The sequence below is a fragment of the Clostridium sp. genome (genome assembly GCF_036569345.1).
Classification (GTDB): Bacteria; Bacillota; Clostridia; order Clostridiales; family Clostridiaceae; genus Clostridium_AD.
In genome coordinates, this window is sequence record NZ_DATCQT010000089.1 from 38,468 (window position 1) to 60,652 (window position 22,185).

20 protein-coding genes are annotated in these 22,185 nt (G+C 30.1%); 19 read left to right on the forward strand and 1 reads right to left on the reverse strand.

The genetic code is table 11. The features are described from left to right. Positions 1 to 10 precede the first annotated feature (10 nt). From VIM70_RS09095 to holA, 9 genes are all read left to right on the forward strand, one after another. Positions 11 to 1,393: a V-type ATP synthase subunit B gene (locus VIM70_RS09095; RefSeq protein ID WP_331945437.1), complete on the forward strand. Its 1,383-nt coding sequence runs from the start codon at positions 11 to 13 to the stop codon at positions 1,391 to 1,393. A 1-nt stretch (position 1,394) separates the two neighbouring features. Beyond that, on the forward strand, positions 1,395 to 2,015 hold the full coding sequence (locus tag VIM70_RS09100; protein ID WP_331945438.1) for a V-type ATP synthase subunit D: 621 nt from the start codon (positions 1,395 to 1,397) through the stop codon (positions 2,013 to 2,015). 237 nt (positions 2,016 to 2,252) lie between these two features. Beyond that, a complete protein-coding gene (locus VIM70_RS09105) occupies positions 2,253 to 2,435 on the forward strand; it encodes a hypothetical protein (RefSeq protein WP_331945439.1) in 183 nt (60 codons plus the stop codon). A 181-nt stretch (positions 2,436 to 2,616) separates the two neighbouring features. After that, the gene (locus VIM70_RS09110) at positions 2,617 to 2,781 is read left to right on the forward strand and encodes a zinc-ribbon domain-containing protein (protein WP_165413721.1); all 165 of its coding nucleotides are present in this window, start codon (positions 2,617 to 2,619) and stop codon (positions 2,779 to 2,781) included. A gap of 153 nt (positions 2,782 to 2,934) precedes the next feature. Next, the gene (locus VIM70_RS09115) at positions 2,935 to 3,501 is read left to right on the forward strand and encodes a phosphatidylinositol kinase (protein WP_331945440.1); all 567 of its coding nucleotides are present in this window, start codon (positions 2,935 to 2,937) and stop codon (positions 3,499 to 3,501) included. A gap of 178 nt (positions 3,502 to 3,679) precedes the next feature. After that, positions 3,680 to 3,808, forward strand: coding sequence for a hypothetical protein (locus tag VIM70_RS09120; RefSeq protein WP_331945441.1), 129 nt, complete (start codon positions 3,680 to 3,682; stop codon positions 3,806 to 3,808). Between the two features lie 171 nt (positions 3,809 to 3,979). Beyond that, complete coding sequence (locus VIM70_RS09125) at positions 3,980 to 6,469, forward strand: cation-transporting P-type ATPase (RefSeq protein WP_331945442.1); 2,490 nt, start codon at positions 3,980 to 3,982, stop codon at positions 6,467 to 6,469. Positions 6,470 to 6,650: 181 nt separating this feature from the next. Further along, positions 6,651 to 8,420 carry a ComEC/Rec2 family competence protein gene (locus VIM70_RS09130; RefSeq protein ID WP_331945443.1) on the forward strand — a complete coding sequence of 590 codons (1,770 nt, stop codon included), beginning with the start codon at positions 6,651 to 6,653 and terminating at the stop codon, positions 8,418 to 8,420. Beyond that, positions 8,417 to 9,451 carry a DNA polymerase III subunit delta gene (holA, locus tag VIM70_RS09135; RefSeq protein ID WP_331945444.1) on the forward strand — a complete coding sequence of 345 codons (1,035 nt, stop codon included), beginning with the start codon at positions 8,417 to 8,419 and terminating at the stop codon, positions 9,449 to 9,451. Before VIM70_RS09130 ends, holA begins: the two co-directional genes overlap by 4 nt. A gap of 99 nt (positions 9,452 to 9,550) precedes the next feature. Here holA and rpsT read toward each other — a convergent pair whose 3' ends face one another. Then, positions 9,551 to 9,823: a 30S ribosomal protein S20 gene (gene rpsT / locus VIM70_RS09140; RefSeq protein ID WP_331945445.1), complete on the reverse strand. Its 273-nt coding sequence runs from the start codon at positions 9,821 to 9,823 to the stop codon at positions 9,551 to 9,553. Between the two features lie 261 nt (positions 9,824 to 10,084). On the opposite strand from rpsT, the gene gpr reads away from it, so the two are divergent. The 10 genes from gpr (at position 10,085) to prmA (ending at position 22,181) form a co-directional block, all read left to right on the forward strand. Continuing rightward, entirely contained in the window at positions 10,085 to 11,059 is a 975-nt protein-coding gene (gene gpr, locus VIM70_RS09145; protein WP_331945446.1) for a GPR endopeptidase, read from the forward strand. A 107-nt stretch (positions 11,060 to 11,166) separates the two neighbouring features. Further along, on the forward strand, positions 11,167 to 12,327 hold the full coding sequence (locus tag VIM70_RS09150; protein ID WP_331945447.1) for a stage II sporulation protein P: 1,161 nt from the start codon (positions 11,167 to 11,169) through the stop codon (positions 12,325 to 12,327). Between the two features lie 90 nt (positions 12,328 to 12,417). Beyond that, on the forward strand, positions 12,418 to 12,720 hold the full coding sequence (locus VIM70_RS09155) for a hypothetical protein (protein WP_331945448.1): 303 nt from the start codon (positions 12,418 to 12,420) through the stop codon (positions 12,718 to 12,720). Positions 12,721 to 12,896: 176 nt separating this feature from the next. Next, positions 12,897 to 14,702 (forward strand): translation elongation factor 4, encoded by a 1,806-nt coding sequence (gene lepA / locus VIM70_RS09160; RefSeq protein ID WP_331945449.1) that lies wholly within the window; start codon positions 12,897 to 12,899, stop codon positions 14,700 to 14,702. Between the two features lie 54 nt (positions 14,703 to 14,756). Next, a complete protein-coding gene (gene hemW, locus VIM70_RS09165; RefSeq protein ID WP_331945450.1) occupies positions 14,757 to 15,878 on the forward strand; it encodes a radical SAM family heme chaperone HemW in 1,122 nt (373 codons plus the stop codon). A 247-nt stretch (positions 15,879 to 16,125) separates the two neighbouring features. Next, the gene (gene hrcA / locus VIM70_RS09170; protein ID WP_331945451.1) at positions 16,126 to 17,172 is read left to right on the forward strand and encodes a heat-inducible transcriptional repressor HrcA; all 1,047 of its coding nucleotides are present in this window, start codon (positions 16,126 to 16,128) and stop codon (positions 17,170 to 17,172) included. A gap of 98 nt (positions 17,173 to 17,270) precedes the next feature. Continuing rightward, on the forward strand, positions 17,271 to 17,918 hold the full coding sequence (gene grpE, locus VIM70_RS09175) for a nucleotide exchange factor GrpE (RefSeq protein ID WP_414648700.1): 648 nt from the start codon (positions 17,271 to 17,273) through the stop codon (positions 17,916 to 17,918). 89 nt (positions 17,919 to 18,007) lie between these two features. After that, entirely contained in the window at positions 18,008 to 19,870 is a 1,863-nt protein-coding gene (gene dnaK, locus VIM70_RS09180; protein ID WP_331945453.1) for a molecular chaperone DnaK, read from the forward strand. A 192-nt stretch (positions 19,871 to 20,062) separates the two neighbouring features. Then, complete coding sequence (dnaJ, locus tag VIM70_RS09185) at positions 20,063 to 21,184, forward strand: molecular chaperone DnaJ (RefSeq protein WP_331945454.1); 1,122 nt, start codon at positions 20,063 to 20,065, stop codon at positions 21,182 to 21,184. 58 nt (positions 21,185 to 21,242) lie between these two features. Next, complete coding sequence (gene prmA, locus VIM70_RS09190) at positions 21,243 to 22,181, forward strand: 50S ribosomal protein L11 methyltransferase (protein ID WP_331945455.1); 939 nt, start codon at positions 21,243 to 21,245, stop codon at positions 22,179 to 22,181. The last annotated feature ends 4 nt before the right edge of the window (positions 22,182 to 22,185 follow it).

Genomic DNA, 22,185 nt, shown 5'->3' on the forward strand with positions numbered 1-22,185 from the left:
GGAGGGTAATATGAAAAAAGAATATTTAATGTTAAATAAAGTTCAAGGACCTTTAATTATTATCTCGGGTGTGGAAGATGTAGCCTATGACGAAATTGTTGATATATTGGTTGATGAAAAACATAGAAAAAAAGGAAAGGTTGTTCAGATTTATAAAGATAAGGCTATAGTGCAGGTTTTTGAAACAACAACCGGGATGTCTGTTGAGAATACTTCAGTGCATTTTAGAGGAGAATCCTTTAAAATAGCTCTTACAAAGGATATATTAGGAAGAGAATTTAATGGAATGGGTGATCCAAGAGATAATGGGGGAGAAGTTTATTCATCTAAGAAATATGATGTAAATGGTAGACCTATAAATCCTGTTGCTAGGAAATACCCTAGAGATTATATTCAAACGGGAATATCATCTATAGACTGCCTTGCTACATTAATAAGAGGTCAAAAACTTCCTATATTTTCTGGAAATGGTATGGCTCATAATGAACTAGCAGCGCAAATCGTACACCAAGCAAAAATCTCTAGTGAGGTCAATGAAGAATTTTGTATAGTATTTGGAGCTATGGGTATAAAGTATGATGATGCTAATTTCTTTAAGAAAAGTTTTGAACAAGCGGGAGTGCTTGAAAAGGTAGTTATGTTTACAAATTTAGCAGATGATCCTATAGTTGAGAGAATAATAACTCCAAGATGTGCTTTAACTGCTGCTGAATACTTAGCTTTCGAAGAAGATATGCATGTACTTGTAATACTCACCGACATGACTAATTATTGTGAAGCGCTTCGAGAACTTTCATCATTAAAAGAAGAAGTACCAAGTAGAAAGGGTTATCCAGGATATTTATATTCGGATTTAGCATCTTTATATGAGAGGGCAGGTATGATGAAAGGGAAAAAAGGTAGTATAACACAGATACCTATATTAACTATGCCTAATGATGATATAACACATCCAGTACCAGATCTTACAGGGTTTATAACCGAGGGGCAAATTGTTTTAAGTAGAGGAATTCAACAAAGAGATATATATCCACCTGTTAACATACTTCCATCGCTTTCAAGGCTCATGAAAGATGGGATTGGAGAAGGGTTTACAAGGGAAGATCATGGAGATGTTTCAAATCAAATATTTGCGGCTTATTCAAGGGTGCAGGATGTAATAGCGCTAGCTCAAGTTATAGGAGAAGATGAGTTATCAGATATAGATAAGATATATATGAACTTTGGTAGGGATTTTGAAGAAAAATTTTTAAAACAGGATTATGATGAAAATAGAGATATGGCAGAGACTTTAGATTTAGCTTGGGAAATTCTTAGCATATTACCTAAGAATGAGCTGGATAGAGTATCGCCTAAGATTTTAGAAAAATATTATAAAATAGTGGTGAAGTAATATGGAAACTTTCGCTCCAACTAAATCTACTTTAATGAATGCTAAAAACTCCTTAGACTTTTCTAAAAAAGGTTTTGAACTGTTAGATAAAAAAAGAAATGTACTTATAAGAGAAATGATGTCATATGTAGCTAAGGCTCGCGTTCTTCAAAATGAGATAAATATAACTTTTTCAAGGGCGTATAAGGCACTAGAATTGGCAAATATAAACTCAGGTATTACAAATGTACAAGACGTAGCAATGTCGGTTGGCGAAACTAACGACTATGACATTTTATTTAAAAGTGTAATGGGGGTAGAAGTGCCCAAAATTATTTTTAATAGAAAAGAAATAGAAACTAAATATGGATTTTTTAGAAGCAGTGCTACTATTGACGAGGTTATGGAAGAGTTTAATAATGTAAAATATTTAACCTACGAGCTAGCAGAGGTAGAAAATGCTATTTATAGATTAGCAATGGAAGTAAAAAAAACTCAAAAGAGAGCAAATGCACTTCAAAATATACAGATTCCTAAATTTGAGGAAATAGTTAAATTCGTTAGCGAAGTTTTGGAAGAAAAAGAAAGAGAGGACTTTTTTAGATTAAAAGTAGTAAAAAAGAAACACAGAAAAGAAGATTAATATTTTATTAAAAGAATATTCAAATTATTATAAATGTGATATAATGATTTTAGAAGAGGAGGATAACAAAAAGTAAAATTACAACTAGATTTAAAGTTGATATTCAAAACGATAAAGCTATGTAAAGGTTTAAATTAAATGAAATTGAATTTGAAAAAAATCAGTGTTTAGTTTTAAATAATATATTAAAGATATATAATTATGAACAACATTTAAATAAATAATAAGAGGTGGAGTATGGAAGAATATAGAGGTTATCAAATAGAAGTTTTGGAAAATGATGAGAAAGAATATCCATATAAAGCAATTGCAAGAAAAGAAGAAGAACAAATAAAACACAAAGGAAATAGTAAACTACAAGCCATTGATCTTGTTAAAGGAACCATTAATTTAGCAATAGCCCGAAGTTGTAAACAATAAATATTTAGTAAAATTTTAAAGAAAAGTATTGCAAGTTATTAATATGTATGTTATTCTAAATGAGTTGGGATTGTAAAATCAACAACAACAAGATTTGATATGATTAAAACATTACCTTTTTAGGCATATAAAGTAAATCAGATCTTAAATCTTAATATAAATAAAAAGGAGAAATGTTTAAATGGCTGATAAGACTATTGTATGTAAAGATTGTTCACAAGAATTTGTATTCACTGAGGGTGAGCAAGAATTCTATAAAGAAAAAGGATTTGAAAATGAACCACAAAGATGTCCTGATTGTAGAAGAGCTAAAAAACAACAGAACAACAGAGGATTTCAAAGATAATATTATTTAAAAAAATTACCTATAGGGATTTATCCCTATAGGTTTTTATTTTGCAAAAAAATATTGTATAATTTTTAAAAAAATGATATATTATATAAAATATAAACAATTTTAAAAAAATGAAAATGTATATATAAAAGGAGTGATTTGAATTTGAAAGATTTAAAATTAAGTAAGATCAATTTGGATAAAACCAATTTAAATAAAATTAAAATAAACAAAAACAACATGATAATAGCTAAAACAAAACATATTCATGGGGGGAACTATGAAGGAGAAAGGGTTAACGGCAAGAAACACGGCCAAGGGACTTTTATTTATAGCGACGGAAGTAAATATGTAGGTCAATGGGCGAGTGATCAAATGAATGGGCAAGGGACCCTTATTTTTTCCGGTGGAGAAAAATATATTGGGGAGTGGAAGAACGACGAAAAACATGGATATGGTATATATACTTGGCCGGATGGTGAAAAATATATAGGAGTTTGGGAAAATGGTGAAAAATCTGGTCAAGGTATTTGCACGTGGCCAAATGGTGATACATATGTAGGAGACTTAAAGGATGGACTTAGACAAGGTTTAGGAATCCATACTTGGTCTGGAGGAGAAAAGTATATAGGTCAGTGGCAAAACGATGAAAGAGAAGGACAGGGAATCTACATTTATTCTGATGGCGAAATCGAAATGGGAGAGTCTAAAAATAATGGACTTATTAAGTAATGTTAATTATTAAATAATAGATGAAAAATTCTGTTATTTTTTTTGCCTATTATTCTTTTACGGAACCTTTTTGATACAATAATAATATTATATATCAACAAAAGAAGCATCAATGTGAGAAACTTAATGAAAATGACTTTAAGTCTAGATTATTTGCCCTAGAGAGGGGGGAATATGTATGGGTTGTTGGTGGATATTATTACTATTACTATTTGATGGCAATAATGGTTGTAACAATAATCGCAATAACAATGATTGCTGTTGCAATACTTTTATTATAAATTGTAGAAAGAAAAAATGTAGATAAAACCATGATATTTGTTTTTTTTCTAAGATTGTTAACTAAATTTTTAATGTTAGCATAATAGTTAAATTAGCATTTAGAATTAAGGAGACTTTGGCTGTTTATGCTAAAGTCTCCTATTTATTATACGAAGATTATAATGAATAAAAAACTCAAAAGGATAGGTTGAGCAAAATGAAAAAGTGGTATGCGGTAACAATGACAAAGGTAGTTCAGATGTTGGATTCTGATATTAAACTGGGGTTAACTGAAGAAAAAATTAAATATATGAGAGAAACTTATGGTGAAAATATCATTTTGAAGCCTAAAATTGATAGCCTTTTAACTTTGACGATTACTGAAATGAAACAATTATGGATTGTTATATATCTAGCTTATATAGTTATGTTGTTTTATAGCAGCCTATTTAATCTGGCATATTTCATAACTTTTATAATGATAATTAGTGTAATACTCCTAATAAATGTAGACTATAAAGAAGTAAAGAATATAAGGGGAATTGACAATTTAAACACACCTTTTTCTTATTTAAAACGCTCTGGGAAGATATGCAAAGTAAGTTGTGAACAAATGGTAGTGGGAGATATTGTTTTTTTAGAGAAAGGGAATTATGTGACCGCAGACATTAGGATATTAGAATGTGAAGATCTTAAGGTTCGAGAAGTTGCGGTAACAGGTGAAAACTATGAAGTTGAAAAGTACTCTATGAAGTTAGAGGGAGAAGTTATAAATCTTTCTGAAATTAAAAATATTGTTTTTAAATCTTCTGTTGTCACTGAAGGGTCTGGATTGGGTATAGTTATTGCCACGGGCATGAATACACAAATTGGAGAAATTATAAAAGTGTTGCTTATTCATAAAGACGATAACAGGGTATTTAGTAGAAAATTGAAGAAAATTGCAAATAGGATGTCTCTAGTTACTATAACAGCTGGAATTATTACTTTAGTTTTTAGTATATACAAGAAATTTTCAATTCATGAGAGTATAAATGCACTTATATATATTTTAATAACGTTTAATTTGCCAATCTTTGTTATGATATTATTTTTGTATTTTTACATTATATTTTCTATCTTTAAACAAAAGAATATATACATAAAGAATATTTCTACTATGTACGACCTTACAAATATATCCACAATATTCACGAAAAAAATTGGTGCTATTTCAGAGAATAAATTTATTTTTAGAGAAGTTTATTGTGATAACACACTTAGTGATGTGTTAAGCAAGGGTTTTGAAATGGATGATACTATAGAAAGAACAATGAGTATAGCATTAGTTTGCAATGATGTTGTTATATTATGCAATGAAGACACACCACGTATTGGAGATTTTAATTCGGTTGAGGTTTTAGCTGAATATGCAATTATTGAATTTTTTAAAGACAAACAAATAAAAAAGAATGAACTAGAGAGTAAACAAGATAAAATTTTTGACATACCTTATAATTCTGATAAGAGGATTAAAACAGTTGTAATAAAGATTGAAGATAGATATAGAGCAAATGTATTAGGAATTCTTGATAGTTTGCTAAATAAATGTACCCATATTTTAATTAATGGCGTAGAAAAAGAAATTAAAGTTACAGATATGGAGGACATTATTAACGTTCATATAGATATGTCTAATAGAGCTTATTATGTCATAGGACTCGCATATAGAAATTTCAATTATGAGCCTAGTATTGATGAAAATATTGAAAGCAATTTGGTTTTTGTAGGACTAATGGGATTTGAAAATCCCATAAAAGAAAGTTCATATGGAGCTATGAAAACCTGTGAGGAAATTAATATTAAACCTATTATAGATGAAGGCGGTAATAAATTAACTTCTTTTGCTGTTGGGAAACTCATAGGACTTACACAAAATAAAGAAGAAATTTTATCAGGTATAGAAATAGATTACATGAGTAATGAAGAATTTGAAAAAAATATTGAAGGTGTTAGCATTTTCTCCAAAATCACACCTAAACATAAAAGCGAAATTGTTAATTTCTTAAGTAATAAGGGGTACTATATAGCATCAGTCGGAGACACTCTAACTGATTTGGAATACCTTAATAATTCAAATATATCAATTTCAGTAGGAAATGAGTGTAGCAATCTAGTAAGAAAACTTTCAAGTGTATTTTTACAAGAAAATGATTTCAGCGAAATAATAAATTTAATTCAGTATAGTAAAAAGATTATTAATTATATAAGTGAGTTAGTTTTATTTTTAAGTGCTACAGTGGTAAGTGAAATTTTTATAATATTAGTAAGTCTAATTATTAAATCGGAAATGCCATTTACTTTTTCAGGCATTTTATATTTGAATTTTATTGTTGTGCCTTGTTGTGGGATTTCAATTCTAGTGCAAAATAGAAATATAAAGCAGAATCTAAAAAAAATAAATTATAATTATATAAAAAGAGTTTCAATAAAGAATTCATTTATAATTAGTATTATGTATTTTTTAATTTTAACGGTGATAGATAAATTTGCTATTATTCACCTACAGGATATTATCTTAGTTATGTTTGCCTTATATCAAAACATATTTTGTTTAAGACTTTTAAATGAAAAAAAATTTTTGAAAAATAAAGTTTCTTATAGTTTGGTTTTTTTCAACTTGTTTTTACAAAGCATTTTAATTATATATTTTTTCACAAACAAATAGAATTTATATAAAAAAATTACTAGTGTATGCCTTGATTACTTTAAATATTTATTGGATAAAATAAAGCTATGGAGGGAAGAAAATACTGAAAATAAATTTGAAATAACGTTAAAATTTAAATGGATGGAACAAATTAATATGTTCTTTTTAGCAAATGAATTTTCGAGTAGAATGGTTTATTATGGCTAGACCTTTAGTTTATTATGCAATAACAATATTTATGGGATGTCTTACTTGTTTGATTTTAATAGATAATTCTATTTTAGGTGCAGTTATAGCTGGATCTTTTTTGGCTATTATGTATTTTACTATAAATAAAAGATTTTTTTATATAATAGTTTGTTTTTTTATTATTGGACTCATAAATTACTATTCTTATTTCAACTTTAATTTGCCCAATAAGCAAAAGCTGCAAGTAAGAATAACAGAGAAAAGTACATATTTTTGCTCCGCAAAAATTGGTAATAAGAAAATTAATTTGGAAGGCAATATCTCTGCGTTAACGCTGGGAAGAAATGTATTGATAAATGGTAGTTTTAAAAAGGAAGCAGTGTATGAGCGGGGTACAGTTGGGATATACACAGTTACAAATTATAAAATTGGTAAAGAGGATTTAATATCAAAGCTTGCTAGTTTTAGAAAAGGATTATATGATAAATTTTTAGGAGTACTTGGAGAAGAAAAAACTGCAATAGTTATGGCTGTATGTTTTGGTGACACTGGGTACATAGAAAAAACTCAAAAGGAAGATTTTAAAAAACTAGGAATTAGCCATGTTATTAGTGTATCGGGACTACATATGTCTATAGTATATAAAGTTTTAGAAAATATTATTGGCTATAAAAGTGCAATATTTTTTTCTTTTGTATATCTGATATTTACAGGGGGGCAAGCATCTACAATAAGAGCGTTTATAATGATATTTATACTCAAAATATCAAGTAAAGTTTATAAAAAATACGATAGTCTATCCTCTCTTAGCCTAGCTGCGATTATACTTTTAATAATTAGACCCTTTTCTATTCTTGATATAGGATTTATGCTTTCATTTCTTTGCGTTCTGGGAATTGTAGTATATAATAAGAAAATGAAAAAGGTATTATACAAATTACCATCTATTATAAATGAATCTTTTAGTTTAAGCCTGAGTTCGCAGATATTTTGTACGCCTTATGCAGTTGTTGCTTTGAAAACTTTTAGTTTAGGATTCCTTTTTAGTAATTTATTGTTATTACCCTTGTATACAGTAGTTGTTGTATTAGGAAATATGGGACTCGTGTTTAGTTCTATTCATCAATTGCTTAACTTAATAAATTATGGGTTATTTACTGTTTTAATGATTATAGATTTTATTCAAAACGTTCTTGGAGACTTATTACCGGAAATGATTTACTTTTCTTATATAGAGAGTGTAGTTGTATTTGGACTGTATCTATGTTATCTTGGAATTAAAAAGGGATACGGACAATTTAAATATCTTCCATTTTGCATTATTTTTGTTTTTGCATTTCAAAATTATAAAGTCTTTCCAGAAATTAGCTATATAAATATAAATAAAAACAATATAGTTTTATTACAATATAAAAAAACTACAATTGCAGTTACTACTGGTAACATTAATGTGAAGGATTTAAAAGTTCCAGTAAAAGTAGATAAGGTTTATCAAGCTTATACAGGAGACTCAACTATGAGGCTAAATGATAAATATACTATTAGGTTAATAAGCACAGGTAAAAAATTAGAAGCTCAAGTATGTTTTGAGAAAAGTACAAATAAAAATGGAAATATGGAGGTTTTTAATAATAAAACGGAGGCAGTTACAACTTATAAAAATGTTATAAAACTTAAAAATGATGAAACATATGTGCCAACAGGTACAATAATAAATAAATATATAATTATAGGAAACAAAATTTTAAAATTTTCACAGGGGTTGGAGGAAATACTTTGATTAACTTTGCTGAACTTGAGAAAAAAATCAAAAAACATGAACTAGACAATTGTTACATATTTTGTGGAGCAGATGAAAAATTAATAAAAGAGCATGTTGAATTTATAACTAAAAACGTATTAAAAAGTGATTTCATGGATCTTAATTATTCAAAATTTGATGGTAGCAAAACAGATTTTGAGATTATTAGTGATGCATGTGAAACTATGCCATTTATGAGTGACAAAAAGGTAGTAGTTGTTTATAGAGCATCATTTTTAGATGATAGTAAAACAAGCAAAACGAATGGTGATTTAAAAAGTAAGAATTTCTCTATGTTAAATGATTATTTAAAAAATCCCTCGCCACATTGTATTTTAGTTATATATTATACGTTTTTAAGTGACAGAGAAAAACCAAGCAATAAAATAAAAAAATTAGAAAAAAACGCATGTGTTATAAAAGTTGATAAGTTACGAGGGGAATTTCTTCAAAGAAAGTGTAGGAGTTTGTTTGAAGATGCTAATGTCAAGATTGGGAAAGTAGAACTTACTTTATTTTGTAACCAGGTAGATAATAATATGGATATCATATTAAATGAAATCGAAAAATTAGTTTCATATACAGACGGAAGAGAAATTACTAAAGAAGATATTTTTGCGATGATGCCTCAAAAAAGTGAAAATGATATTTTTAATTTAGTTGATTATTTATCTCAGAAAAATATTAAGAGAGCTTTAGATATTTTAAATGAACTTATATATAAAGGCGAGAAGATTCCATTTATCTTATTTATGATAGGACGACAATTCAATCTGTTATTTAATCTTAAATTAGGTATGGAGAATGGCAAAACAAAAGATATTTTGGCAAATGAATTAAGAATTCATCCGTATATTTGTGAAAAAATGATTTCACAAAGTATGAAGTTTACAATAAAGAGACTAAAGAGAAATATTGAACTATGTGTTGATACAGAAAAAACTTTAAAAAGTACTTCTACTGACAATAAGATAGATATTGAAGTGTTTATGATAAAGACTGTTATGTAATTTTATAAATGACTATTATAACTATAAAATACTACTATTAATTCTAATGATTTAATTAATTTAAAAAAATAAAAAACCGGCGAAATCACCGGTTTTTTATTATGCAGTTAAACTTAAAGCGTTTAATCTTACTGCGAGTCTTGATTTTCTTCTTGCAGCCTTGTTGATGTGAATTATTCCTTTTGTTACAGCCATATCTAAAGCTTTAACTACGCTAGCATATGTAACTTTAGCTTCTTCAACATTGCCAGTAACGACAGCTGTCTCAAATTTCTTTACCTTAGTTTTTAAAGCAGTTTTAATCATTGTATTTCTAAGTGTCTTAACTTGAGTAATTTTAATTCTTTTTTTTGCTGATTGAATATTTGCCATTTATTTTCACCCCCCTTTAATTTAATAACGGTTAGCAGTTTTGGGGAAAACTACGTTCGAGTCTTTTTAATTATTCAAATGATATTATAGCATTAAAATATTAGTACTTCAAGTACAATTTCATGTATATATATAAATTTTAATATAAGCCTCAATTTAATGGAGTAAATTTTTAAAAAGAAATGTTTGAAAAAAAATTTGTAAGAATAGGAAAGGACTATTAGGAAAAGCTAATATTAAAAGTAGAGTAGAGGTGAAACTATGATAAATGTAACAACAGATTTAGCTGTGGAAGCTAAGGAGATATACAAAGCAGAGAATAATGGTGAGATGCCTGGTATTGATGTAGATGAATATAGTGAGGGTGATATTAAAATTACAAATGTAACAATAGTAAGCGATATTGGTGAAAAAAGGATGGGAAAACCAAAAGGTACATATATAACTATTGATATCCCAGAGTTTGTTCATTATGATGGTGATGCCATGGATAGAGTAAGTATTGTAATGGGAAAGGTGCTAACACCACTCATAAAATTAGAGGATAGTATGACGGCTTTAGTTGTTGGACTTGGTAATTGGAACGTTACTCCTGATGCTGTAGGACCAAAAGTTGTTTCAAAATTGATGGTGACAAGGCATTTAAAGCAATTAGTCCCAGATTCTATTGACGAGGGTATAAGGCCAGTATGTGCCATAGCCCCAGGAGTTCTAGGAATAACCGGTATGGAAACTGGTGAAATTATTCGAGGAATAGTAGAGAGAATCAAACCAAATTTAGTTATTTGCATTGATGCATTAGCCTCCAGAAAAATGGATAGAGTTAATAGGACAATACAAATAGGCACCACAGGAATTTCTCCAGGAGCAGGAATTGGAAATAGGAGGATGGAGATAAGTGAAAAAACCTTGGGTGTGCCAGTTATTGCTATTGGTATACCAACTGTAGTTGATGCAGCAACTCTCGCCAATGATACCATTGATTTAGTACTTGATGAGATGATAAAATCGGCAAATGAAGGCAAGGAATTTTACAATATGTTAAAGTCAATTGATAAAGTAGAAAAACAAAAGATGATAGCTGAGATATTGAATCCGTATGTTGGTAATCTTGTAGTTACACCAAAAGAAATTGATATGGTTATAAATTCTGTTTCTAAGATCATTGCAAATGGCATCAATATAGCCTTGCAACCAGCATTAAATTTAGATGATATAAATAAGTATTTGAACTAGTAATAACTTTGAACTTTCCCTCATATGTATGGTATAAGGTATTCGAAAAAAGTAGACTATGAGAGTAACTAGCTATTTTTTCGAAATGCTTAAGCAGGAGGGATAAAATGAGTTACAAAGGTATAAATTTTAAAGATATTAATAAAAACATTCCATATAAAAAAATGAATTTTTTAGGGTTTTATATAAAAAAAATTGGTAATGTGAGAATAATTTTTACTATTTTCACATTACTCATTATTTTTTTAATAGGTATTATTTTACCCAAAAGTGCAAAGGCGGATGCTGGAGTAGATTACAAAAACTATTTTTATGTTAATGTTATTAATAATGCATTATCTGTAATGAGTTCCTCAAAAACAAAAAATGAGTATTCAAACAGTGATCAAAATATGAAACTTGCAGCATTATCATTCTTAGGAGTAGATATTTTAAATCCTATATCAATAATAGTAAAAGAAGTTTCATATTTGGATAAAAATGAAGTTAAAACAAATGAAAATAATGTTAGCAATTTAAAAACATATATTTTAAACCCATTTAAATTGGTGGATGATCAGATAAGCAAAATTGTAGCTCAAGGTGAAGTATCTAATGTAGTTAAAGACATCTATGATCCTGCGTTAAAAACAACTTTAAATAAAGCCAAGCCCAGGGTACTCATATATCATTCACATACCTCAGAAGCTTATTTAACATCAGACAAGGATACATCTAATACTAATAGCAGTTTGGATGGTACTAGAAATGTAACTGCTGTGGGTGATGTCATCAAGGAAGAACTGGAAAAAAATTATGGAATTGCTGTTGTTCATGATAAAACTGTGAATGACAAAGGAGATTATAATGCAGCTTACAAAAAATCTGGAATTACTTTAGATAAGTATTTAAAAGCATATGAAAAATTCGAATTAGTTATAGATTTGCACAGGGATGAAGTACCAAATAAGAATGCCGTAACCACTAAAATAAATGGGGTAAATGTTGCCCAATTCATGTTTGTAGTGACGCAGAAAAACCCTAGATATGCAAAGCAGAGGAAATTAATAGACTCTATGATAGGAATATCAAATAAATTATACCCAAATCTTATAAGACCAAAATCAATATACGTTTATGATTGGGGAATGAGTTATTATAATCAGGACAAAAGTGATAATGCAGTGTTAATTGAAGTAGGGGCAAATAGTAATACTATCCAAGAAGTAAAAAATACTGGTAAGTATTTATCAAGAGTCATTGCAGAGCAATTAAATGGTAAAAAGTGAATAATTTACTTTAAAAAGTGCATCCTTAATAATAAGAAGATAATAATTAATAATTGTTATCTTTAAGAAAATGTTAAGGGGGCACTTCTTATGGGTAAAAAAGATAGAATTAAATATTTTATTATGTTTTTTACTTGTTTTATTATATTCATTTATGGATTTATTCAAGTTAATATTAATAAAACAGAACTTGTGAAAGATAAATCTGAGTTTACAATAGACTTTAAGTTAAATCCCGTTGATTTTAGAATAGATACTAAGGGATATGTTTTTTATGTAAATAATAAAAGTGTATACAACATAAAAGAAAAATGTATTGGTGTAGAAAAAAAAATTATAAATGTAAAAGAAAGTTGTATCGATGTTTTTAATGGCGTTTTTTCAAAAAAATAATATAATAATACATAAAGCAAAATAAAGTATCAGGCAAAATCACAATCCACGTGCAATAATAGATATATTTATGATATAATTTAACTTGATTTATAAAAATCAATGTGGCTTAAGGTACATTTAGAAAATTTAAAACAAATGATTTAGTTCATATAGAATACTGGGGGTAAAAACTAATGCAGAGCAATAGACAAAAACACATAAGAAACTTTTCCATAGTTGCACATATAGATCACGGCAAGTCTACTCTTGCGGACAGATTATTAGAAAAGACGGGTACTTTAACTAAAAGAGAAATGGAAGACCAAGTACTTGATAATATGGACCTAGAAAGAGAAAGAGGTATTACCATTAAATCTCAGCCAGCAAGGCTCGTTTATAAAAGAGAGAATGGAGAAGAATATATATTCAATCTTATAGATACTCCAGGACATGTAGATTTTAACTATGAGGTTTCAAGAAGTTTAGCGGCTTGTGAAGGGGCAGTGCTTGTAGTTGATGCATCACAGGGGATTCAAGCACAAACCCTGGCAAACTGTTACCTAGCCCTAGACAACAACCTTGATATTGCACCAGTTATTAATAAGATAGATCTTCCTAGTGCAAGACCAAGCGAAGTAATTAAAGAAATTGAGGACGTAATAGGTATTGAGGCCCAGGATGCTCCTTTAATTTCAGCTAAGACTGGACTTAATATAGAAGATGTTTTAGAAACTGTAGTAAAAAAGATTTCTCCTCCTAGTGGTGATGAAGAAGCTCCACTTAAAGCTTTAATTTTTGATTCAAGTTATGATAGCTATAAAGGCGTTGTGTGTTATGTTAGAATTAAAGATGGCAAGGTTAAAGCAGGAACAAAGATTAAACTTATGAATACTAATAAGATATATGATGTAGTAGAAGTTGGAGTCTTTGTTCCTAATTATCTTCCTGTACCTGAGCTATGTGCTGGTGATGTTGGATATATAACTGCATCAATAAAAAATGTTAGGGATGCACGTGTTGGGGATACAGTAACGGAGGCTGATAGACCAGCTTTAGAGCCACTCAAGGGATATAAACCAGCGGTGCCCATGGTATTTAGTGGTATTTATCCTATAGATGGTGCTAGATATGGCGAATTAAAAGAGGCACTAGAACGACTTCAGTTAAATGATGCTGCTCTAAGCTTTGAACCAGAGACATCCATTGCTTTGGGTTTTGGATTTAGATGTGGATTCTTAGGTCTTCTTCATATGGAAATAATACAAGAAAGAATAGAAAGAGAATTTAATTTAGATATTATTACGACAGCTCCATCAGTTATATATAAAGTAATGAAAACTAATGGAGAATTAATAGAAATAACAAATCCAACAAATCTTCCAGAGCCTACAGAAATTAGTTATATGGAAGAACCAATAGTTAAAGCATCTATTATAACGCCATCCGAATATCTGGGATCAGTTATGGAGTTATGCCAACAAAAAAGAGGCATATACATTGATATGAAATATATAGAAACTACTAGAGTGGTTGTAAATTATGACTTGCCACTAAATGAAATAGTATATGACTTTTTTGATGCTTTAAAATCAAGAACAAAAGGGTATGCATCCTTTGATTATGAATTAAAGGGATATATAACTGCAAATCTTGTAAAATTAGATATTTTACTTAAAGGAGAAAAAGTTGATGCTCTGTCCATGATTGTTCCCGAGGAGACAGCCGCACATAGAGGAAGAGTTATGGCTGAAAAACTAAAAGAACATATACCAAGACAAATGTTTGAAATTCCAATACAAGCATCTATAAACTCTAAGGTAATAGCAAGAGAAACTGTAAAGGCACTTAGAAAAGATGTTTTAGCTAAATGTTATGGCGGAGATATTTCAAGAAAGAAAAAACTATTATCCAAACAAAAAGAAGGTAAAAAGAGAATGAGACAAGTTGGAAGTGTAGAAGTTCCACAAGAAGCATTTATGGCTATACTTAAAGTAGATTAAGGCTTAAAGCCAATTAATTATTAAGTTATGATAAGATATAAGTGAGGATAAGATATGAAGAATGTAGCTTTATATATACATATTCCTTTTTGCAAGCAAAAGTGTTTATATTGTGATTTCCCGTCCTTTGCTGGTAAAGAGGATTGTATGATTGATTATGCTACGGCTTTAGCAAAAGAAATAAATAGTATAAAAGATAAAAAAATAAAAACTATTTTTATAGGTGGGGGAACTCCCACCTATTTATCTTTGGCTGGCTGGAAAATATTAAAGAAAAGTATGGATAGATTAGATGTATGTGGGGATTTAGAGTTTACCGTGGAAGGAAATCCAGGAACTTTTACAAGTGAAAAATTAAGTTTCTTAAAAGAAATGGGAGTAAATAGACTTAGTATTGGACTTCAAGCTTGGCAAGATTCTTTGCTTAAAGAACTTGGCAGAATCCATACTATAAAAGATTTCAAACAAAGCTTTGACCTAGCTAGAAAACTTGGTTTTGATAATATAAACGTAGATTTAATGTTTGGCCTTCCTAGTCAAACACTTAATCAGTGGATAGATACATTAGAAAATGTAATAAAACTTAAGCCGGAACATTTATCTTGCTATAGCCTAATTGTTGAAGAGGGAACAGATTTTTATAAAAGATTTGAAAAAGGTGATTTGGATCTCCCAGATGAGGAATTAGAGAGAACAATGTATGCAAAAACAATAGAGTATCTAAAAAGCATGGGATATATACAATATGAAATTTCTAATTTTGCAAAAGATAACAGGGTATGTAGACACAATTTAGTATATTGGGAAATGGACGAATATATTGGGTGTGGTGCTGCTTCTCATTCATATAGTGATGGGTTTAGGTATAGAAATGAAGAAAATATAGAAAAATATATTGAAAAGATAAATGCTTATGGCACAGCAATAGTTGAAAAAACAAAAAATTCTTTTAATGATGATATGGAAGAATTTATGTTCATGGGTCTTAGAAAAAATGTAGGAATAAGCAAAAGTGAATTTACCCAAAGGTTTCATAAAGATATAAATAGTGTTTACGGTAGAGTGATAGATAAATATGTAAACACTGGGTTCATGAAGCAAAGTGTCGATAATATCTTTTTAACATATGAAGGCATCGAAGTATCTAATGTAATTATGGCAGAATTTATTTTGTAATTTAAATTATATAAATAAATGAAAAGATACATTAAAAGCTTAGAAATAAAGTGAACTTTGATTTTTAAATTAGTTCTGCTAGATAATCAAAGGAAAACAGAGAATTTGGGATATAAATTCAAATAATGACTATAAAATGGCTATATTGAAAAATGAGGGTTATTGACAAATACAATAGTAAATGATACTTTAAATATATACTCGTTAGCACTCAACGGTGGTGAGTGCTAATAAAAGAGGTGGTATTATGGAAATGGATGAGAGGAAAATTAAAATTCTTCAGGCTATAATTACAGATTATATAAATAATGGTGAGCCTGTGGGGTCCAGAACCATAGCTAAAAAGTATGATTTAGGTATTAGTTCAGCTACTATAAGAAATGAGATGTCAGACCTTGAAGAGATGGGATATATAGAACAATTACATACCTCATCTGGTAGAAAACCATCAGATAAAGGTTATAGATTATACGTTGATAGACTTATGGAACTTACAAAATTATCAACTGAAGAAGAATATATGATTAAAAATCATCTTATTAATGTTGCTCTATATGAGGTTGATAAAATTGTTAAGCAAGCAACACAAATGCTTTCTCTACTTACAAAGCTTACATCTATAGTTAAGGCACCCTCTGTTCAGAAGAGTTGTATAAAATATATTCAATTAATGAGTTTGGACGCTGGAAGTATTTTGTTTGTAATCATTACAGATAGTGGTATCATCAAAAACAATGTTATTAAGGTCAGCAAACCAATTAGCAGTGCTACCATAGAAAAACTTACTAATATACTTAATTGTAGATTAGGAAAACTTACAATTCAGCAAATTAATTTAGAAGTAATTAATAACTTAAAAAGTGATTTAGTTTTTTATGGAGAGATTTTTGACGGAATAATTCCAGCTTTGTATGATAGTTTGTCTGGGGTTGAAACTTCAGAAGTTTATATTCAAGGGGCTGCAAATATATTTAATTACCCAGAATATAACGATATTACAAAAGCACGAGAGTTTTTAGTTCTAGTAGACAATAAAGAAAGTATAAATAGTTTACTTGGTGCTAATGATAATACTTCTAATATTACAATTAAGATTGGTGGAGAAAATTTTATTAAGTGTGCTCGTGAATGCAGTATTATAACAGCTGTTTATAGTGTATCAGGAATACCACTGGGATCTATTGGTGTTATAGGCCCAACAAGAATTCCTTATGGCAAAGTTATATCTGTATTAACTGGAGTAGTCAAAGAATTAAATGATAATATAGCTCAAATTTATAATGATCATAGATAAGATTTTAAATTAAAAGATTTATTTTGAGCAAGATTTGGAGGAATGACTGAGTGAATACAAATAGTGATAAAATTTTAGAAGAAGAAGGAAATTCAGAAATGGCAAGTGGTGATGTTTCAGTAGATGAAGCTTCTGAAAATCAAAACGATTTAGAAGAGACTGAAGGCAAAGAAGAAGAAGAAACTTTAGTAGAAGCCGAAATAGTAGATAATGAAGATTTAAAAGAAGAAAAGTTAGAAGGCGAAGAGCCAATAGAACTTTTAGAAAGTGATAAAGAAAAGGATATGAGAAAAAATAGAAAAAAATTAGAAGAAGAAAACAAAAAATTATTGGATGAGGTAGATGCTTTTAAAGACAAATACTTAAGGACAGCTGCTGAATATGAGAATTTTAGAAAAAGGACAGTGAAGGAGAAACAAGGCATATACACAGATGCTTGCGCAGATGTTTTAAAAGAAGTGCTACCAGTGTTGGACAATTTAGAAAGAGCCCTTTCAGTTGAAGGAGGCGGAGAAGAGCTAAGAACTGGCGTGAAAATGACAGTAAAACTTTTTAATGATGCTTTTAGTAAATTAGGAGTTGAAGAATTGGTATCAGTTGGCGAATTTGACCCAAATCTTCACAATGCAGTAATGCATGTTGAAGATGAACAGTATGGAGTTAATGAAATCGTAGAAGTATTCCAAAAGGGGTATAAAAAAGAAGACAAGGTACTGAGACATAGTATGGTTAAAGTTGCAAATTAAAGAAACGTATTAAAAAACACATTTTAAAAAATAAATATCAAAACAGTTATAACTGTAATGATTTAAAAGGATATAAGGAGGAAATAATAATGGGAAAAATTATAGGAATAGATTTAGGTACAACAAATTCATGTGTGGCAGTAATGGAGGGTGGAGAACCAGTAGTAATTTCCAACTCAGAAGGTGCAAGAACTACACCATCTGTAGTTTCATTCCAAGCTAATGGAGAAAGATTAGTAGGTCAAGTGGCTAAAAGACAAGCAATTACAAATCCAGATAAAACAATAATGTCAATTAAAAGAGAAATGGGTACTGATCATAAAGTAAATATTGATGGAAAATCACATACACCACAAGAAATTTCAGCGTATATTTTGCAGAAAATAAAAGCTGATGCTGAGGCTTACTTAGGAGAATCAGTTACAGAAGCTGTTATAACTGTACCTGCTTACTTTAATGATAGCCAAAGACAAGCAACTAAGGATGCAGGAAAAATAGCTGGACTTGAAGTTAAGAGAATAATAAATGAACCAACAGCTGCAGCATTAGCTTATGGATTAGATAAAATGGATGTTAATCAAAAGATATTAGTTTATGATTTAGGTGGCGGTACATTTGATGTATCTATATTAGAACTTGGTGATGGATTATTCGAAGTTAAATCTACTAATGGTAACACTAAACTCGGTGGAGATGACTTTGACCAAAAGGTTATGAATCACATAGCTGATACTTTTAAAGCAGATAATGGAATAGATTTAAGAAATGACAAAATGGCACTTCAAAGATTAAAAGAAGCTGCTGAAAAAGCTAAAATTGAATTATCATCATCTATGCAAACAAATATTAACTTACCATTTATTACAGCTGACGCAACAGGCCCTAAGCATATAGATATGAATTTAACAAGAGCAAAATTTAATGAATTAACTCACGATTTAGTTAACTCTACAATTGAGCCAATGAAAAAAGCACTTGCAGATGCAGGTTTGTCTCTTAATGAAATAGATAAAATTGTACTTGTAGGTGGTTCAACAAGAACACCAGCAGTTCAAGATGCAGTTAAAAACTTTACTGGAAAAGAACCTTCAAAGGGAGTAAACCCAGATGAATGCGTTGCACTAGGAGCAGCAATCCAAGCAGGAGTATTAAGTGGAGAAGTTAAAGATGTTTTACTTCTTGATGTAACTCCATTAACACTTGGAATTGAAACTTTAGGAGGAATAGCTACTCCTCTAATTGAAAGAAATACTACAATTCCTGCTAAAAAGAGTCAAACATTCTCAACAGCTGCAGATGGTCAAACATCAGTTGAAATTAACATTGTTCAAGGTGAGCGTCAAATGGCTGCTGGAAACAAATCCTTAGGAAGAGTTACTTTATCTGGAATTGCTGCAGCACCAAGAGGAGTTCCTCAAATAGAGGTTACTTTTGATATAGATGCTAACGGTATTGTTAATGTATCAGCTAAAGATAAAGGAACAGGAAAAGAAGCTAAGATAACAATTACAGCATCAACTAATTTAAGTGATGATGAAATTGATAAGGCAGTAAAAGAAGCAGAAAAATTTGCAGGTGAAGATAAAATAAGAAAAGAGCAAATTGAAGTTAAAAACAATGCAGAGCAGCTAGTATATCAAACTGAAAAAAGCTTAACTGACCTTGGAGAAAAGGTATCAGAGGAAGATAAAAAAGATATTCAAGCTAAACTAGAAGCACTTAAAGCAATTAAAGATGGAGAAGAAATAGAAGCTATAAAGAAATCTACTGAGGAGTTAACTGAGGCTTTCTATGCAGTAACTACAAAAATATATCAAGCAGAAGCAGAATCAGCACAAGCTCAAGGAGCAGGCCAAGGTGAAGATAATGCAGGCGGAAACGCACAGCAAGATGATAACGTAGTGGATGCTGACTTCAAAGTAGAAGAAGACGAAAAGAAAGAAGATAAATAATTAATAAAACAACTAAATTAGGGATGGGTAACTACCCTTCCCTAATTTTTATATGTCCTAAGAAAAACAGTATTAGCATTAATTACTGAAAAACTATATAATAGTGAGAGTTGAATTATTTTAGGAACTAGTTTATATTAGGGATTAGTTTATATTAAATAGTATATATATTTTAGGTGGTGAAAAATCAAGATGGCAAAAAAAGATTATTATGAGACTCTAGGCATAGAAAGAAATGCCAGCGAAGAAGAAATTAAGAAGGCCTTTAAAAAGGCTGCGTTAAAATATCATCCAGATAGAAATCCAGATAATAAAGAAGCAGAAGAAAAATTCAAGGAAATGAATGAGGCGTATCAAGTTTTATCTAATTCAGAAAAAAGATCAAGATATGATCAATATGGTACAGCTGATGCAAACGGAGCGGGATTTGAAGGTAGCTCTGATTTTTCTGGTTTTGGTGGTTTTGGAGATATATTTGGGGATATATTCGGAGGCGGATTTTCTCAAAGAAATCAGAATGGGCCTAAAAAAGGTGCAGATTTAGAATATAATTTAAACCTACGTTTTGAAGAGGCAGTTTTTGGGGTAGAAAAAGAGATTTCCATAACAAGAAATGAAAAATGTGGTGAGTGTGGCGGTAGTGGTGCTAAAGCTGGTACTTCGCCTAAAACTTGTGATAAGTGTGGTGGAAATGGGCAGATAAAAGTTCAGAGAAACACTGCTTTTGGAAGTTTTGCAAGCATGAGCACCTGTGATAAGTGCGGGGGCCGAGGTCAAATAATTTCTGAACCATGTAAATCTTGTCATGGATCTGGAAAAGAGAGAAAAAACAGAAAAATTAAAATTGATGTTCCAGGTGGAGTTGATACTGGAAATGTTATGCCTCTTAGAGGTCAAGGTGAACAAGGTGAGAAGGGCGGACCATCAGGAGATTTGTATATAAATATTAGAGTAGCTCCGCATAAAAGTTTTAAGAGGAATGGGATTGATATTCATATAGAATCGCATATAAGCTTTGGTTATGCAGCCATGGGTACTGAAATTAAAGTACCAACGGTAGATGGAGACGTTAAATATAAAGTTCCAGCAGGAACACAATCTGGAACTGTATTTAGACTTAAAGGTAAGGGAATACCTAGAGTAAATGGACATGGAAGAGGAGATCAATATGTAAAGGTAATTGTTGATATTCCAAAATCCATGAATGATAAGCAAAAAGAAACATTAAAACACTTTATGGAAGCTAGTGGAGAGAATGTAGATTTTTTAGAAGAAAATAAAAAGTCTTTTGTAGATAAAATATTAGGTAAATAATTATAAAAAACTTCGTTTTGTAAAACGGAGTTTTTTATTATAAATAAGGAGAATAAAAATGAATAAAGATTGGATTGAAATGACTATAATTACAAGTAGTGAGGCAGTTGAGGCAGTGTCTGCAATGCTTTATAATACCGGTGTCGAAGGGGTTTCAATTTTAGATCCTTTAGATTTGATTTTTAGGCGAGATCATACTACAGATTGGGACTATTTTGATGAAACTATTATAGATACAAATAGTGGGGTTGTAATAAAGGGATACTATAAAAAAGATGAAAAATTTGAGGCCCATTTAGAAGAAATTAAAATCGGCGTAAATAATTTGCCAAAGTTTGGACTAGACAAAGGCATAGGATCTGTCACGGCAGCAAAGGTAAACGAAGAGGATTGGGAAAATAACTGGAAAAAGTATTATAAACCAATAAAAGTAGGAGAAAAGATAGTTATAAAACCTATATGGGAAGAATACAATAAAAATCCAGATGAAATAATTGTGCAGCTAGATCCAGGCATGGCTTTTGGTACTGGTTCTCATGAAACTACCAGGATGTGTATAAAGTCGCTAGAACGCTACGTAAACGATAGTTCAACAGTTTTTGATATAGGAACAGGCTCAGGAATATTAGCCATTACAGCGGCTGTCCTTGGAGCTAAAAACACCATAGGAGTTGATTTGGATCCAGTAGCAGTAGATTCTGCAAAGCAAAATGTTACTTACAATGATATAAGTAACATTGAAATTTTATATGGAGACTTAATGGAAGTTGTAAAAGGAAAGGCAAACATTGTTATAGCTAACATAATGGCTGATATAATTATATTTTTGACGGATCAAGTTAAGGCGTTTATAGTAGAAGGTGGATACTTTATATCTTCAGGGATAATTTTAAGCAAAAAAGATGAGGTAATAAAGAAATTAATTAATAGTGGTTTTAAAATTGAGGAAATAAACATAGAAGGTGAGTGGGTTTGCATTGTTGCAAAGTTACAATAAAATG

Coding starts and splice junctions, on each gene's coding strand:
- VIM70_RS09095 (WP_331945437.1), top strand. CDS start 11: ATGAAAAAAGAATATTTAATGTTAAATAAAGTTCAAGGACCTTTAATT.
- VIM70_RS09100 (WP_331945438.1), top strand. CDS start 1,395: ATGGAAACTTTCGCTCCAACTAAATCTACTTTAATGAATGCTAAAAAC.
- VIM70_RS09105 (WP_331945439.1), top strand. CDS start 2,253: ATGGAAGAATATAGAGGTTATCAAATAGAAGTTTTGGAAAATGATGAG.
- VIM70_RS09110 (WP_165413721.1), top strand. CDS start 2,617: ATGGCTGATAAGACTATTGTATGTAAAGATTGTTCACAAGAATTTGTA.
- VIM70_RS09120 (WP_331945441.1), top strand. CDS start 3,680: ATGGGTTGTTGGTGGATATTATTACTATTACTATTTGATGGCAATAAT.
- VIM70_RS09125 (WP_331945442.1), top strand. CDS start 3,980: ATGAAAAAGTGGTATGCGGTAACAATGACAAAGGTAGTTCAGATGTTG.
- VIM70_RS09130 (WP_331945443.1), top strand. CDS start 6,651: ATGGCTAGACCTTTAGTTTATTATGCAATAACAATATTTATGGGATGT.
- rpsT (WP_331945445.1), bottom strand. CDS start 9,823: ATGGCAAATATTCAATCAGCAAAAAAAAGAATTAAAATTACTCAAGTT.
- gpr (WP_331945446.1), top strand. CDS start 10,085: ATGATAAATGTAACAACAGATTTAGCTGTGGAAGCTAAGGAGATATAC.
- VIM70_RS09150 (WP_331945447.1), top strand. CDS start 11,167: ATGAGTTACAAAGGTATAAATTTTAAAGATATTAATAAAAACATTCCA.
- VIM70_RS09155 (WP_331945448.1), top strand. CDS start 12,418: ATGGGTAAAAAAGATAGAATTAAATATTTTATTATGTTTTTTACTTGT.
- lepA (WP_331945449.1), top strand. CDS start 12,897: ATGCAGAGCAATAGACAAAAACACATAAGAAACTTTTCCATAGTTGCA.
- hemW (WP_331945450.1), top strand. CDS start 14,757: ATGAAGAATGTAGCTTTATATATACATATTCCTTTTTGCAAGCAAAAG.
- hrcA (WP_331945451.1), top strand. CDS start 16,126: ATGGAAATGGATGAGAGGAAAATTAAAATTCTTCAGGCTATAATTACA.
- grpE (WP_414648700.1), top strand. CDS start 17,271: ATGGCAAGTGGTGATGTTTCAGTAGATGAAGCTTCTGAAAATCAAAAC.
- dnaK (WP_331945453.1), top strand. CDS start 18,008: ATGGGAAAAATTATAGGAATAGATTTAGGTACAACAAATTCATGTGTG.
- dnaJ (WP_331945454.1), top strand. CDS start 20,063: ATGGCAAAAAAAGATTATTATGAGACTCTAGGCATAGAAAGAAATGCC.
- prmA (WP_331945455.1), top strand. CDS start 21,243: ATGAATAAAGATTGGATTGAAATGACTATAATTACAAGTAGTGAGGCA.